This window comes from Streptomyces sp. NPDC058663, assembly GCF_042716745.1.
Lineage (GTDB): Bacteria > Actinomycetota > Actinomycetes > Streptomycetales > Streptomycetaceae > Streptomyces.
This window is the reverse complement of record NZ_JBHXRV010000001.1, coordinates 135,939-151,466: the sequence shown is the minus strand read 5'-3', so window position 1 is coordinate 151,466 and position 15,528 is coordinate 135,939. Positions and strand designations below refer to the sequence as shown.

Below are 15,528 nucleotides of genomic sequence, written 5' to 3'. Positions count from 1 at the left end.
GAGACAAGAGACAGATGAAGATCTACCAGCCCATGCTCTTCGTCGGACTGGGCGGCACAGGCGGCCGCATCGGCGCCGAGCTGGAACGCGGACTGCGCCGCGAACTCTGCGGCCCGGACGGCACCAAGCTGGCCGTCGACGACCGGCGCAAGCGCTTCCAGCTGCCCGACTGCCTCCAGTTCGTGTACGCCGACTTCAGCGAGTCCGAGCTCGACCAGCTGCCGCACCTCCAGGCCAAGGGCGCGGAGGCGGCCGCGTACGCCCGCACCTCACGGGTCGTCCACGACCTGCTGCCCGCCCACTACGACAGCTCCCCGGACGTCGCCCGGATGCTACGGGTGGCCCTGCACGAGGAGACCCGGAGCTGGCTGCCGCCCAAGGAACGCGAACCCCGGGTCGCGCCCCTGCACAACGGGGCGGGCCAGCTGCCCACCGTCGGGCGTTCCGCGCTCTTCGCCACCCTCCGCGGCGGCCTGGAACCGGTGCTAGGCCAGCTCCGCGCCGCCATCAGCGCGATCAGCAACTCGGCAGGCGACCTGCGGGACGTCGGCGGCCGGCAGATCCGCGGCTGCGACGTGTTCGTGGCGTTCTCCGTGGCCGGCGGCACCGGCGCGGGCATCTTCTACGACTTCATCCACCTCATCGGGCACGAGTTCCGCAAGTCGAAGGTGCCCGGGGTGAAGATCTACCCGCTGGTCGTCATGCCCTCCGCATTCCCGCCCGGGGCAGGCGGCGGCCGGGACGCCGAACTCAACGCGTCCCGCGCCCTGGTGGACCTCTCCCGGCTTGTGGACGACCAGAACGTGCCCAGCGCCCAGTCCGACTTCGGCGACGTCGAACAGCAGGGCTCGCTCGCGGTGCGCTACCCGGGGGAGGGGCTGGTGCGGCTGCGCTCCTCGACGGTGCAGACGGCGTTCCTGTTCAGCAAGCCGTCCGGGATCCGGCCGGAGGACCTGCGCCGTTCGGCGACCGCGATGGTGATGTCCCTGATCGGCACCGAACTCGGCGACGACACGGCGGGCGGGCGCTCCGAGGGCGACTACATGTCGTTCGCCGCCAGCTTCGTCAACAAGAGCGTCGAGCGTTCCACCCCGTCCCGCTCCGGCATCGGCCACCGCGGCATGTCCACCAGCCTGGCCGCCTCCCTGACCGTGCCGGTCGACGACCTCGCGGAGATCGTCGCAAGCCGGCTGCTCGCCCAGGCGGTACGCGACATGGGCGAGCGGGCCGTGCGCGCCGACGACCAGGGCACCGAACGGGTCCGCGACCTGTTCGACCGCTCCGGCATCGGCAGGCTGTGGACCCGCGAGGCCCCGGAGGTCCCGGCCCCCGACCCGCTGCCCAAGGGCACCAAGGAGATCGGGCAGGCCCTCAGGGACCGCATCGGTGACATGGAGGACGGCCTGAACCGCCTCGACCGGGAACTCGACCGAGAGATCCCGCGCATGGTCGAGGACTTCAAGCCGGGCACCGGGGCCAGGGAACTCCTCGGCCTGGTCGGCCCGTTCAAGGCCGAGCGGGTCCTGCTCGGGCTGCCCGAGCACCCGCAGCGGGCCGCCGCCGTCGGCTTCGCCGGGATGCTCGACAACCGCAAGAACGACCCGGAGAAGCCCGACGGGGTCACCCCCTCCGCGCCCCAAATCCCGCGCATCAGGCGCAGCGTCGGCGGCATCGTCCCCGCCCGCTGGGGCGACCCCGACGTACAGCTGGCGGTCGAGGAGCAGGACCGCTGGTACCAGTGGCGGGCCAACCGGCTGTGGCACCGCAGCTGGAAGGACCACGAACTGCGCTGGCGCGCCCCCCTCGCCCGTACCATCAAGGAAGTGTCCGCCCTGGTCAGGGCGTTGCGGGCACACGAGGACGACGAGCGCAAGTCCTTCCGGGACCGCCGCAAGGAGCTCTACCGCGACGACCGCACCGGGGTCTCCTACCTGCTGCCCCCGCAGGGCACGCTCGGCGCCTTCTACGACGACGTCTTCGACCGGCTGCGGCAGAACGAGGGCCTCCCCGAGAACCAGGACGCGGCCGGCCTGCTCGACAAACTGGTCCAGCCCGCCGACTGGCAGCTCGCCCTCGACGCGGTGAAGCGCTCCCCGCGCGACGCCGTCAAGGAGGTCAAGCAGGTCGTCGAACGGCGCGTGAAGGGCCTCTTCGGCGAGGCCAGCATGCTCAACGACCGGCCGCTGCTGCCCTCGCTCGGCGTGCTGCTCCAGGCGGCCGCGGGGGACGAGGACGCGGAGGCGTCCGTCGACGCGCGCTGGCTGGAACAATTCCGCTCCCAGCTCGCCGGCCTGCTCCCGGTCGGCTTCACCCCCGACGGCAACGGCCCCCTCAAGGTCCTCATCGTCTACCCGCAGAGCGAGACCAACGAGCGCAACGCCCGGTTCCTCCAGGAGGAGCTGAACCTGCCCCGCGACCTGGTCGGCAGGCCGGAGACCCGGGCCGTGGACACCCAGGCGATCACCGTGGTGCTGTTCCGCAGCGGCATGAGCCTCACCGACGTGTCCGAGGTACGGCACGTCCTGCGGCTGTGGGCCCAGTCCAGGGACGCCGCGGGCACCGACGACTTCCTGCAGTGGCGCCAGCGGCTCGGCTACCGCGACGACTGGCTGGCCAGCACCGAGGACGACCGTCGGCGCATCCTGCACCGCATCCTGTGCGCCATGTGGAACGGACGCGTCGAGGTCCGCGGGCCGCGGCACTCGCCCGAGGCCATCCGGATCCGTCTTCAGGACGGCGACTCCGCCACCATGACGCTCCGGCTCGAAGCGTTCGACGAGAACGTCTCCAGCTGGTCGGGCCTGCTCAGGGCGTACGAACAGTGGGCACTGCTCGACGAGGGCGAGATCATCGAGGACTTCTGCGACCAGCTGATGGCCGCCCAGCCGCACGGCCTCACCACCACCCCCACGCCCCCCTCGGACCTCTTCCGCGCCTTCGTGCAGGAAGTGGCTCCGCAGCAGATCGAGCTCCTCGGACAGCTGGCCGAGGAGTACGGGGCCGAGGACGAGGAGTGGATGGTTCCGCTCCGCAGCTTCTGGGAGCGCACCCTCCAGGGCGCGCTGGACCTCCGCTTCCCGGGCGCACAGCGGCCCAATCGCCCCAACCTGCGGGCCCTCTTCCAGCGTCACGGGGTGGAACGGGGCCCTGGCACGGGCACCGCGGGCGGACCCGTCGCACCGGGCGGGGGCGTCCCAGGGGCCCGCCGCGCCCCGGGCGGCCGGAGTCGGGCACACGCCGCACACCTGCCGGTGGGCGACGGACCCGCGCAGGCGCAGGAGCGGTACGCGGCGGGCGAGAGGTACGCGCCCGGTGGCCGGTCCCGGCTGAATGGACACGGCCCCACCGACAGCAGGGGCGCGGAAGAGTGGACCGCCGGCCACGGGACCGCCGGCCACGGGACCGGCGGCAGCGGTGCGCCCGACGAAGGGTGGCCGGCGGACGAGGAGTGGGTGGTCGCGAGCGACGGCGCGCAGGCCGGTGCCTTCCACGGCGAAGGACCGCTGTGGCTGGACGAGGAATCGGCCTGGCCGCAGGAGCCCGGGCCGGCGGACGGCCAGGGCGGCCGGGGCGACCCCGAGTGGCCGCGGCGCGACGCCCCCTCGGGCGGATTCGCCTGGCGGGACGGGGGCGAGGACGAGGGCACGGATGAGGGCGGTGGCGCCCGGGGCGAGAGGGATTCACGCGGCGAGAGGGACCCACGCGGCGAGAGGGATGCACGGAGTGAATGGGACCCACGGAGTGAGTGGAGCGACCGGACCCGGGGCGACGGGGCGTACGGCGACAAGGAGTCCGGCGGTCCGGACGCGGGGCGCCCGGAGCCGGACGCGGACCGGTTCCGAAAGCCCTCGCCCGGGCAGGGCCCGGAAGGGGACCAGTGGTGATCATCGAACAAGGGCTGCCCGCACACGCGGTCTGTCTCGATCTGCGCCCGGTGACCGGACCGGGCGCACAGCCGGGTGAGGCCGCCCGCACGGTGCGCGAGGCACTCGCCGCCGTGCGCACGTCCACCGACGCGCGGCGTCGCTTCCTCGTCGTGGACGACGCGGTCCGGCTGGACCGGAATCAACTGCTCTACGAGCAGCTCTTCGCCCACGGCTCCGCCCGCATCATCTGTCTCGCGGTCGGACCGGCCGAGGACGATCCGATCGGTGGCGGATACACGGAGTACCCGGCCGTCCCGCCGGCCCGCGACGCCACCCACCGTGACGCCACCCACCGGGACCCCGCCCGGCACGGCACCGTGCCGCCGCCGTCGACGGCAGCCCGCCCGCTGGCCCGTCCGCTCTCGCTGCGGCCGCCGGACGCCGGAGTCCTGTGGATCCTCGACCCGCTCGCGGGCGAAGCACCCCCCGCCGGCACCGGGTACGACGACGACATCCTGCGCCCCCTGCTCGAAGTGCTCTCCGAGCCCGGCGTGTTCGACGCCGTACTGCATGCCCTGGGCAAGGTGATGGACGGCGTCGCCGTGCCCGGTGTACGCATCCTCGAACACGATCTGACGGAGGCCGCCCGCCGCCGGACCTGGCGGCAGGCCCTCGACACCCTGGCCGGTCAGGACGTCCCGGCCCCCGCGCTCGTCACCGCCGCCTCGCCCGCCGCCCACTCCGGGTACGCAGACCCCGGAGAATCTGCGTCCGGCCCCCCGGAGGCCGTCCCCGCAGCACTGGCACCGCTGCTCGGCGGCGGCATCCCCCGTAGCATCCGCGACCGGGCCTGGCTGGTGCACGGCGGGGACGCCGAGCTCCGCCACCGCAGGTGCGAGAGCGCACTGCGGGACGCCGAAGCAGCGTACGAACAGACCCGCCCCGCATCCGGCCTCTTCGCCTCCGCTCGCCAACGGGCCGACGTGCCCGGCGCGTTGGCGGAGCTTTCGGCGGCCCTGGAGAGCTATCGCGAAGCCGTCGCGGGCGCCCTCACCGACGGCGACGGTCTGCGCCTGTTGCCCGAGCAGCGCAGCCGTCTGGGGCGGCGCGGCATCGAACTTCCCGAGATCACCGAGGTCTCCCGGGAGAGCGTCGGCCCAGGACTGCGCGGCTACACCGAACAACTCCTCGCCAGGGGGCTCCCGTTGAGGTCGGTCGCCGCCAGGCTCGGCGGCCTCTCCGACCAGTCCGCGCCCGTGGGCAGTGCCGCCCGCCTCACCGAACTCGACCAGGCCTGCCCGAGCGGCTACGCACGTGATCTCGCCCGCCCCGCCCCCTTCGTCGTGGGTGGCGACCGGCCGCGCGCGGTCGATCCCCTGATGGCCCTCGTGCTGGCCTTCGCCGCCGGGCTGTGGCCCTGGTTCGGCTGGCTCGTCGTACCGGTGGCAGGTGCCGTGATGGCGGGGCCGGCCCTGCTCATGATGAGCCGCAGGCCCAGCCGTTCGCCGGACAGGCAGCGCGACGGCGGCGGCCGCACGGGCTGGTCCGGCCGGCTCGTCGCGGGACTGGCCGGGGGAGCGGCAGGCGGTCTTGTCGGCCAGCTCGCCGCGGTGCCACCCTGGCTGGGGGGCGGCGCGCTGGTGCTCGCTCTCGCCCTGTCCGTCACCCTCTCGGTACGCGACTGGACGCGAGCCGTCGACGCCTGGTGGAGGGAGATGCGGGTGCGGGAGGCCGCCGGCTGCGTGGACGACATCGACCGGCTGCTCGCCGAAACCGCCGTGCACGACTGGCTGTTCGCCGACGCCCGCTACCACTGCTCCGACGGTGCGCGCGCCGTCGCCGTACTGCTGAGGCGGGTCGCCGAACAGGTGGAGTCCTACCAACCGCCACGACGGCCCGCGCGGGCCGCTCGCGTGCGTCCCGTACCGGAGCCCCCGGCCGATCCGGGGGCGAACGCCGGCTACGAGTACGAGAGCACCCACCACGACGACCCCGGTTCCGCTCCGGAGAGGGAAGCGCGCACGGGCCCGCAGCCGGGCGAAGCCCCCCGCCCGGCCACCCAGGTGTGGAGCTGGGACACCTGGAGCGACGCCGTCGAGACCGAGCCCGCGTCCGGCCCGCTCGACGACCTCTTCGCGGCCGACAGGCCCGGCGCCCCGGAGCAGGCCGCCTCCGCCTTCGCCCCGGACGACTTCTTCACCGACCCGCCTCGCACGCACAAGGCCCAGCAGGACACCTGGGAGTGGGACGAGGACGCCCGGCCGCCGTGGCTGGTGCGGGAGACCGGCGACGGAGGCACCGCGCTCGTGCCCACCCTCGTCTCCGACCTGACCCACGGCATCACCCTCCTGCTCGCCTCCTGCTGGGCGACTGTGGAACGCGACCCGGACGCCGCCTCCCGGCTTCCCCTCGCCCCCAAGGTCGGCGAACTCCTCGACCAGGAACACGCGGCACTGCGCCGGGACGCCGTCGCTGCACCCCCGCCCTTCGCCCCTGCCCCCGAGACCCGTCCCGGAGCGGCCCTGCTGCTCGGAGTCGCCGTCGACCGCACCGCCGAAATGCTCGACTCGGACTCCTTCGCCGAGCGCGCGCTCCGACTGTGCGCCGCCGAACACCGCCGGATGCTCTCCAAGGACCCGGAAGCCGAACGCCGGGTGCGGTTCGCCCCCGAAGCCGCCCGCCGGGGCGCCGAGGCCACCGACCCCGACGGCTGGCACGGCGCCGCCGACGACGTGGTCTGGACCCCCGCGGGACGGCACGCCGGAGTGCTCAGCCTGGTGCCGCTGCGCGCGGGCGGCGTCCGCACCGTGCGCAGTTACGACGAACCGGAAGCGGAAGGCGAGTACGCATGACAGAGGCTCTACCGGTCGAGGAGCTGGAGTTCTTCCTGCTCAAGGGGGACTCCGTCCGTTTCGCGGCCGGGTTCGGCGACGACCGCCGCGCAAGCGGCCGGACGGCGGCACTGAGCCGGGAGGCGAAACTCGGCGACGGCTGGCACGTCATCCAGCACCGGCTGCCGCTCTCCGCCCGCTCCCACCCCGCGGCCTACGACGCCCTGGAGCGCGAGGTCGCCGCCGCAGTCGCCGTCGAACGGAGCTACGGCGCCGAACCGTACGGCGAGATCTTCACCCGGCTCGTCGGCTTCAACCTGGACGCCCCCGAACCCTTCGTGCTGTACAAGCGGCCCGAGGGCGACCCGCTCGCCGACCGGCTCGGCGCACTCGGCATCCAGGCCCAGCGCCAGGTGATCAGCCAACTCGTCCTCGCCGTACGCCTGCTGGGCGCCGCGGGTCTCGTCCACCGGGCACTCGCCCCGCACACCGTCCGCTGGAACGGCACCAGGATCCAGCTCGCCGAACCGTACGCGGCGATCCGTGTCGGCGACCCCAGGGACGCCTTCGGCACCGGCCCCTGGGCTTCCCCCGAACAACGGGCGGGCCGGGGCGTTGCCGACGAACGCGACGACGTGTGGGCCGTCGCCCAGCTCGCCTACACCCTGCTCTCCGGCCGCCAGAGCAACGGCGCGGGCCCACCCGCAGACCTCGCCGACTACCGGCAGCTCGCCGCCCTCGGTGGCAGCGGACCCTTCGCCCCCCAGGCAGCCGACCGGCCGGACGCCGCGGACCTGCTGCGCCTCCTCGGCTTCCCCGACCCCCTGGGCACCACCCCCAGCACCGGCGACCCCCTGGCCAGGGACCGGGCCGACTTCGACGCCCGTACAGCGGTGAAACGCCGGACCAGGGGAATCGGCACCGCACCGCACGGCACCCCGGACCCGGACGGACAGGAGTGGAACGGCGGCTACGAATACCCCACCGGACGCACCGGCCGCCGCTTCCTGCGCGACTGGTTCGCCCCCCACGGCTCCCGCAGGCCCGCCGCCGCGCCGCCCGAACCGCCTCCCCTCCCACGGGTTGCCACCCCGCGCCCGCCGCTCTGCCCGCACTGCAGGCTCCCCGTCGTCCACGACGAGAGCCGGCTCTTCGCACGCAACGCCAAGAAGGAGTACAAACCCCTCGACCTCACCGGTGAACTGCGGCCGATGCACCGCAAGGAAGCGCTGCGCCACGCCTTCCAGAAGTGCCCGCACGCCCCCGCCGACCGCCCCCACTACCTGCCCGTGCCGTACCTGACCAACGGCGAGCCCCTCACCATCGCCATGGTCGGCAGCTCCGCCGCGGGCAAGACCCACCTCCTCGCCGCCATGCTCGGCGAGATCGAGCAGGGCGGCCTGGAGCCGTACGGACTGACCTGCCTTCCGCTGAACCCGGACTGGCACCGCGAATTCCTCCAGGAGAAGGTGCAACGGCTGCACCAGGGCGAAATGCTCGACGGCACCCACCAGGAACCCTTCGCCGACTTCGCCGACGGTCTGCTGGTCACCGGCCACGGCGTGAACCGTCCTGTGCTCTTCTTCGACCTCGCCGGCGAGGACCTGGCGCAGGACAACGAGGTGACCCGCTTCCTCGGCGAGGTCGGCGCGTTCATCTTCGTACTCGACCCGCTGCGCGCCCTGCACCTGCCCACCCTCGACCCGGTCCGCGCCCGCGTCGGACTGCACCAACGGGACCTGGGGGACGAGGCGTTCACCACCGTCCTCAACCGCATCCCCAGGAACGGCCGTTACGTCGACGCCGCGGCAGCCGTCGCCGTCAACAAGAGCGACCTCGTACGGTTCGACCCCGCCGTGGACCGCTGGCTCAACCGCTCCGCCCCACCGGTGTTCGACGCCGCGACGGTACGCGAGGAGAGCCGGGACGCCTACGCGTTCGTCCAGCACCACGGCAGCCGGGCCTGGCTGAAACCGTTCGACGACTGCGGTCGGTGCACCCTGCACTTCGTGGCCGCCACCGGGGGACAGGAACGCGACTCGGCCTTCCCCCACGGCGTACGCCCCCGCCGGGTACTGACGCCCCTGCTGTCGATCTTTGCCATGTGCGGGCTGCTGCCCGGCGCGGACCGGGAAGAGGTGGGTGCCTGATGGGCAGGCGGCAGCAGGACGAACCGGTCCACCAGATCGTCTTCCGCTGGGACGCGGGGAACCGCTCGGGCAACACCGGGTTCGGCCCGGTGGCCTGGTCCTGCGACCCGGACTCGGCCCAGGACTACTTCCACAAAGTGGCACCGCTGCTGCGCGGCAACCACAGCGCGGGCGACGGACCGGACGCCGCCGGACTCGTGCGGCTGCAGCGCGGGAACACCGTCATGCTGCTGCGCCGCACCCCCCGGCGCGACCCGGGCGGCCGCCCCGGCACGCTCTGCCACGCACTGATCGGCTCCACCGCCTTCCTCGACCCGGAGACCTGCATCGCGCTGGACGCCTGGACCTGGGCGCAGGACGGGCCGGACTGGGGGGAGGTACGCGGCGAACTGGCCCAGATCCGCTCCTCCTTCCTCGAGGAACACGCCGCCCACGGCCGGAACGAGCTGATCGGCGACTTCAAGGACTTCACCCGGCCGGCCGCCGCCCCGCTGATCGCCGCCACCGCCGAACTGCTGCGGGAACCGCAGAGCGGCCTGATGCTGCTGGACCGGCTGGGTGGACGCAGCGCCTGCCGCACCCTGATGGGCCTCTACGGGATCTTCAGCGGGGTCTACCCCGACCGCTGGACGTACGCCACCAGGGACACCGCCGAGTCCGAGTCGATCCGGTTCGCCTTCGTCCGCCGCTGGCCGGGCTCCACGGCACAGGGCACCCGGCTCACCCGGGTCGACCCCGACGAAAAGCTCGACGACCGGGCGGAAAAGCTCGCGGTCCATCTGGTCGGCCACTTCCTGACCAGGATCGGCCGGCCGGAACTCATGTACCAGGTGCCGGAAGCCCTTGCGCAGGCGCTGGGACCCGGCAGGACCGGCCACCCGAGCAGCGACCAGCTGCACCGCGCCGCCGAACGCGCCCTGCACGAACTGGAATCGGCCCCCGCCGCACGCCCCCAGGCGGAGGAGGAGCGCCGTCGGCAGGAGCGGGCCCACCAGCAGGAGCTGGAGCGGGAGCGCGAGCACCGCAGAGCCCAGTCCCGGGCGCAGGCCCGCGCCCAGACCCTGGAGCACCGTCTGGAGCAGGAGCGGGAACAGGCACTCGAACAGGAGCGCCAGCGCAACCTCCGGCGCCAGCGCGCACGCCAGGAGGAGAACCGGCGGTCCCGGGAGCGCGAGGAGAACGGGGACGCGGGCTGGGACCGCGACCGCTCGCAGGACCCGGAACGGGCGCGGGAAGGCGACCGGACCCGGAGCCAGGAGCGCGACCCCGACGGGAGCCGGGAAACGGGCGGGCACCAACCCCCGATGCCACGCACCGGCCCGCGTACTGACCTGCGCCCCGATCCGCGCCCCGATCCGCGCCCCGATCCGCGCCCCGAGCTGCGTACCGCCCCGCATACCGATCCCGGGGCCGGCCCCCGCCGTGAATCCCCCGTGCACCCGCCGCCCGCCCTGCCTTCCCAGCCCCCGCAGCACCCGGCGACGCAGCGGGCCGGTACGAGGGCGTCCGCGCCCACGGGCACGGACGCACCCACAGGCACGGCCCCGCACGCGGGCACGGCCCCGCACCCCGTGACCGGTTCAGCCCCGCCTGCCGGAGCTCCGTACACCCATGGCCCGTACGCCGGCCCCGCGTACACCGGCACGCGGGACGGCGACCCCGGCACCTCCGCTCCCGAGGGGCCGCACCCCGCAGGCCCCAGGACGGAGGAGCCGCCCGGGTCCGTCCATGGGCAGTGGCCCGTACCCTCCGGGGCCCGGTGGCGGCCCGCGCTGCGCCGCCGCAAGCCGTCGCTGACGTACCCCCAACTGCTCGACCTGCTGGTACCGCTCGACGACACCGCCGACGACGCGGCACGGCAGCAGGCGGCGGACGCCGTCGCGGAGGCCGGGGACCCGGAGCTGATCACGGCCCTGCGCGAGAAGCTCAGCTTCACGGCGACGACCCTGCTGATCACGCAGGCCACCGAGCGCTGGACCCACTGGCGCGAGGGCACCCGGCTGCAGCTCTGCGAGGCCGTGCTGGACGCCGGGCTCTTCCTGGACCGGGGCCGGGGGCCTGCCGGGACATACCCCGGGGACGACATCAGGGCGGCCAACGCGGTCGCCCTGTACGAGTGGGCGGTCCGGCCCCTGGCCCGGGAGAGCGGGCCGAGCGAGCGGCTGGCTGAACTGCTGCCCGCGCTGCGCGGCGGACCCGACGCGGCCGGCAGGACCGCCGTACGCGTGATCCTGGAAGAGGGGGAACTGCCGGGCCTGCGCGAAGAGGTGTGGCGGGCGGTGCTCACCAGAGGCCGCGAGCCACGCGGCAGCCGGACCGACGAACCCGGCCGACCACCCCCGGAGGGCGGGCCGCCTGCCGGGGCGGTGCGGCCCTCCTCGACCGGTGCGGACCGGGGGCACCCACAGGGCGCCGCACTGCCACAGTCGCAGCAGCAGCAGCAGCAACAGCAACAGCAACAGCCAAAGCCACGGTCGCGGAACCGAAGCCGGGGCCGACACTCCTGGCGCCGGGGCCGGAGCAAGGGACAACGGTCGGGGCCCGAAGAGCAGGGCCGTCCCCCGGGGTCCGAGGACCAGGGGCGACAGGCACCCTCCGAGGACCAGGCCCGCGACCGTGAGGACGGCCACGCCCGCAGGATCAGGCTCGTCCTGCTCCTCTTCGGGGTGCTGGCCGTCCTGGTGATCACCCTGCTGGTGCTGATCGCGCTGACCTTCTGAAACCGGCCATCAGCAGGGCGTGAGCCGCCCGTCTCGGCCAGGATGGGACCCATGGGATTCCATGTCGACTCCGAGACCGGGCGGCTGCGCCGCGTCATCCTCCACCGTCCCGACCTGGAGCTGAAGCGGCTCACGCCGAGCAACAAGGACGCACTCCTCTTCGACGACGTGCTGTGGGTGCGCCGGGCGAGGCAGGAGCACGACGGATTCGCGGACGTACTGCGCGATCGCGGGGTGGAGGTGCACCTCTTCGGCGATCTGCTCACCGACGCACTCGAACTCCCCGACGCCAGACGCCTCGTACTGGACAGGGTCTTCGACGAGAAGGAGTACGGGCCGCTCGCCACCGACCACCTGCGTGCCGCCTTCGACGAGCTGTCCGCGCCCGAACTGTGCGAGGCGCTGGTCGGCGGCATGACCAAGCGCGAGTACCTGGAACGCCACCCGGAGCCGACCTCGGTGCGCTTCCACGTCATGGAGCCCGACGACTTCCTGCTCGGCCCGCTGCCCAACCACCTCTTCACCCGCGACACCTCCGCCTGGATCTACGACGGGGTGTCGATCAACGCCATGCGCTGGCCGGCCAGGCAGCGCGAGACCGTGCACTTCGAGGCGATCTACCGGCACCACCCGCTGTTCACGGGCCCCGAGGCGGGCACGTTCCACACCTGGTCCGAGGGGCAGAGCGACTACCCGTCCACCATCGAGGGCGGTGACGTCCTGGTCATCGGGAACGGGGCCGTGCTCATCGGCATGAGCGAGCGGACCACCCCGCAGGCGGTGGAGATGCTGGCCAGAGGGCTGTTCGCGGCCGGGTCCGCGCGGACCATCGTTGCGCTGGACATGCCGAAGCGGCGTGCGTTCATGCACCTGGACACCGTCATGACGATGGTCGACGGCGACACCTTCACCCAGTACGCGGGTCTCGGCATGCTCCGCTCGTACACGATCGAACCCGGCGTCTGCGGCAACGAACTCAAGGTCACCGACCACCCGCCGGAGCACATGCACCGTGCGATCGCCGCCGCACTCGGCCTGGACTCGGTCCGGGTGCTCACCGCGACCCAGGACGTCCATGCGGCGGAACGTGAGCAGTGGGACGACGGCTGCAATGTGCTCGCGGTCGAGCCAGGGGTCGTGGTGGCCTACGAAAGAAATGTGACCACCAACACCCACCTGCGGAAACAAGGCATCGAGGTGATCGAGATCAGGGGCAGTGAACTGGGCAGGGGCCGGGGCGGGCCGCGCTGCATGAGCTGCCCGATCGAACGGGAATCCGTATAGAAGTCCAGTCGGTCGTATAGTGATGCGCTCCTCTGTATAAGATTCCCCTACTCGCGCAGTCGTGCACCTGTGCAGGCGCACAGCCGTCCGGTCGTCCCCTGGAGCATCACCATGACGTCACCTCACACCGATCTCGCAGGCCGCCACTTCCTCAAGGAGCTGGACTTCTCCGCCGAGGAGTTCCGCGGCCTGATCGCCCTGGCCGGCGCGCTGAAGGCCGCCAGGAAGTCAGGCACCGAGGTGCAGCGGCTGCGCGGCAGGAACATCGCGCTGATCTTCGAGAAGACGTCCACCCGCACCCGCTGCGCCTTCGAGGTCGCCGCGGCCGACCAGGGGGCCGCCACCACCTACCTCGACCCGTCCGGCTCCCAGATCGGGCACAAGGAGTCGCCCAAGGACACGGCGCGGGTACTGGGCCGGATGTTCGACGGCATCGAGTACCGCGGTGACGCCCAGGCCACCGTCGAGGAACTCGCCGCACACGCCGGCGTCCCCGTCTTCAACGGACTCACCGACGACTGGCACCCCACCCAGATGCTCGCCGACGTGCTCACCATGACCGAGCACTCGCCGGGCAAGCCGCTGGAGCGGATCTCCTACGCCTACCTCGGTGACGCCCGCTTCAACATGGGCAACTCCTACCTGGTCACCGGCGCCCTGCTCGGCATGGACGTCCGGATCATCGCCCCCCGCGCCTACTGGCCGGCCGAATCCGTCGTCGCCGAAGCCCGCAGGCTGGCCGAGCACAGCGGCGCCCGCATCACCCTCACCGAGGAAGTCGCGGAAGGCGTCCGGGACGCCGACTTCGTCGTCACCGACGTATGGGTGTCGATGGGGGAGCCCAAGGAGGTCTGGGCGGAGCGCATCGAGGCGCTCGGTCCGTACGCCGTGACCATGGACGTGCTCCGGGCCACCGGCAACCCGGACGTCAAGTTCATGCACTGCCTGCCCGCCTACCACGACCTGGGCACCACGATCGGCCGGCAGATCCACGAGCAGTACGGGCTGAGTTCCCTCGAAGTCACCGACGAGGTGTTCGAGTCCGCCCACTCGATCGTTTTCGACGAAGCGGAGAACCGGCTGCACACGATCAAGGCGGTGCTGGTCGCCACCCTGGCCGGACCCGTATAGCAATACGCCCAATTGGGTGAATATGCGATGCCCTGGTTAGGATGGCGCCGCTTGAAGGGGGCCCGAGCTCTGAGACTCGGACCCCCTTCGTTTTGCGTACGTCGTGCACCAGAGAAGAGAACCGCCCCACATGCCACCCCTGAAGCGCATCAAGTCGCCCGACCTCCTCGTCGCCGAATCCGGCGCGGACCTAGAGGGCCACGGCCTGAAGCGCACCATGGGGCTCTTCCAGCTCGTGTGCTTCGGCGTCGGCGCCATCGTCGGCACCGGCATCTTCGTCGGCCTCTCCGACAGCGTCGCGGAGGCGGGACCCGCCGTCGTCGTCTCCTTCGTCCTCGCGGCGATCACCTGCATCTTCACCGCGTTCTCCTTCGCGGAACTCGGCGGCGCAATCCCGGTCTCCGGCAGCTCGTACTCCTTCGCGTACGCCACCCTCGGCGAGCGCATCGCCTTCCTCGTCGGCTGGTGCCTGCTCCTGGAGTACGGCGTCTCCGTCTCCGCCGTCGCGGTCGGCTGGGGCCAGTACCTCAACGAACTCCTCGACAGCCTGATCGGCTGGCAGCTGCCCGCCGCGCTCTCCAGCCCGCCCGGCGACGGCGGCGTCGTCAACGTCCCGGCTGTCATCGTGATCCTGCTCGCCGCACTGCTCCTGGTGCGCGGCATCCGCGAGAGCGCCCGCGCCACCGCCGTCATGGCGGTGGTGAAGATCGCGGTGCTGGTGCTGTTCTGCGCGATCGCCTTCACCGCGTTCCGCTCGGACAACCTGTCGCCGTTCGCCACGCACGGCCTGATGGGCGTCACCTCGGGTGCCTCGGTCGCGTTCTTCTCCTACATCGGCTTCGACGCGATCACCACGGCAGGCGAAGAGGTCAAGAACCCGCGCAAGAACATCCCCGTCGCGATCATGATCTGCATCGGCATCGTCACCCTGCTGTACTGCCTGGTCGCGGTCGCCGCCATCGGTGCGATGTCCGCCGACGAGGTGGCCGCCAAGCCCGCCGCGCTCTCCCTGATTGTCAACCAGGTCACCGACTCCTCGCTCGGCGGCGGCATCATCGCCTTCGGCGCGGTCGTCGCCATCGCGTCGGTGGTCCTCGCGGTGATGTACGGCCAGACCCGCATCCTGATGTCGATGTCCCGCGACGGACTCGTCCCGCGCGTCTTCGAACGCGTCTCGCCCAGGACCTCCACCCCCGTCGCCAACACCTGGATCGTCGCCTGCGTCTTCGCGATCCCGGCGGCGGTCGTCCCGCTCGACGTCGTCATGAACCTCACGACCATCGGCACCCTGGCCATCATGGCCGTCGTGAACATCGCGGTGATCGCGCTGCGCCGCCGCAACCCGGACCTCCAGCGGTCCTTCCGGGTGCCGCTGTTCCCGGTACTGCCGGTGCTCGGTGTGCTCTTCTGCCTGTACTTGATCTACGGAACGGGCTGGCGGACCTGGCTCCAGTTCGGCGCGTTCCTCGTCGTGGGGGCGCTCGTGTACGGGCTCTACGGACGTCGGCACTCCCGTCTCGGCAAGGCGGAGGCCGCCACCCGCTGA

The 15,528-nt window shown here is 72.4% G+C and carries 7 protein-coding genes; all 7 read left to right on the top strand.

Annotation, left to right across the window (positions count from 1 at the left end; all coding sequences use genetic code 11):
* The first annotated feature begins 14 nt into the window (after positions 1 to 14).
* The 7 genes from ACFWVV_RS00585 (at position 15) to ACFWVV_RS00555 (ending at position 15,528) form a co-directional block, all read left to right on the top strand.
* The gene (locus ACFWVV_RS00585) at positions 15 to 3,884 is read left to right on the top strand and encodes a tubulin-like doman-containing protein (RefSeq protein WP_384343945.1); all 3,870 of its coding nucleotides are present in this window, start codon (positions 15 to 17) and stop codon (positions 3,882 to 3,884) included.
* The gene (locus tag ACFWVV_RS00580) at positions 3,881 to 6,718 is read left to right on the top strand and encodes a hypothetical protein (protein ID WP_384343948.1); all 2,838 of its coding nucleotides are present in this window, start codon (positions 3,881 to 3,883) and stop codon (positions 6,716 to 6,718) included. The genes ACFWVV_RS00585 and ACFWVV_RS00580 overlap by 4 nt, the downstream gene beginning before the upstream one ends.
* Positions 6,715 to 8,847 (top strand): hypothetical protein, encoded by a 2,133-nt coding sequence (locus tag ACFWVV_RS00575; RefSeq protein WP_384343951.1) that lies wholly within the window; start codon positions 6,715 to 6,717, stop codon positions 8,845 to 8,847. Before ACFWVV_RS00580 ends, ACFWVV_RS00575 begins: the two co-directional genes overlap by 4 nt.
* Complete coding sequence (locus ACFWVV_RS00570; protein WP_384343953.1) at positions 8,847 to 11,567, top strand: hypothetical protein; 2,721 nt, start codon at positions 8,847 to 8,849, stop codon at positions 11,565 to 11,567. Before ACFWVV_RS00575 ends, ACFWVV_RS00570 begins: the two co-directional genes overlap by 1 nt.
* 51 nt (positions 11,568 to 11,618) lie before the next feature.
* The gene (locus tag ACFWVV_RS00565) at positions 11,619 to 12,851 is read left to right on the top strand and encodes an arginine deiminase (protein WP_384343956.1); all 1,233 of its coding nucleotides are present in this window, start codon (positions 11,619 to 11,621) and stop codon (positions 12,849 to 12,851) included.
* 111 nt (positions 12,852 to 12,962) lie between these two features.
* A complete protein-coding gene (argF, locus tag ACFWVV_RS00560) occupies positions 12,963 to 13,982 on the top strand; it encodes an ornithine carbamoyltransferase (protein WP_384343959.1) in 1,020 nt (339 codons plus the stop codon).
* A 130-nt stretch (positions 13,983 to 14,112) separates the two neighbouring features.
* On the top strand, positions 14,113 to 15,528 hold the full coding sequence (locus tag ACFWVV_RS00555) for an amino acid permease (protein WP_384343961.1): 1,416 nt from the start codon (positions 14,113 to 14,115) through the stop codon (positions 15,526 to 15,528).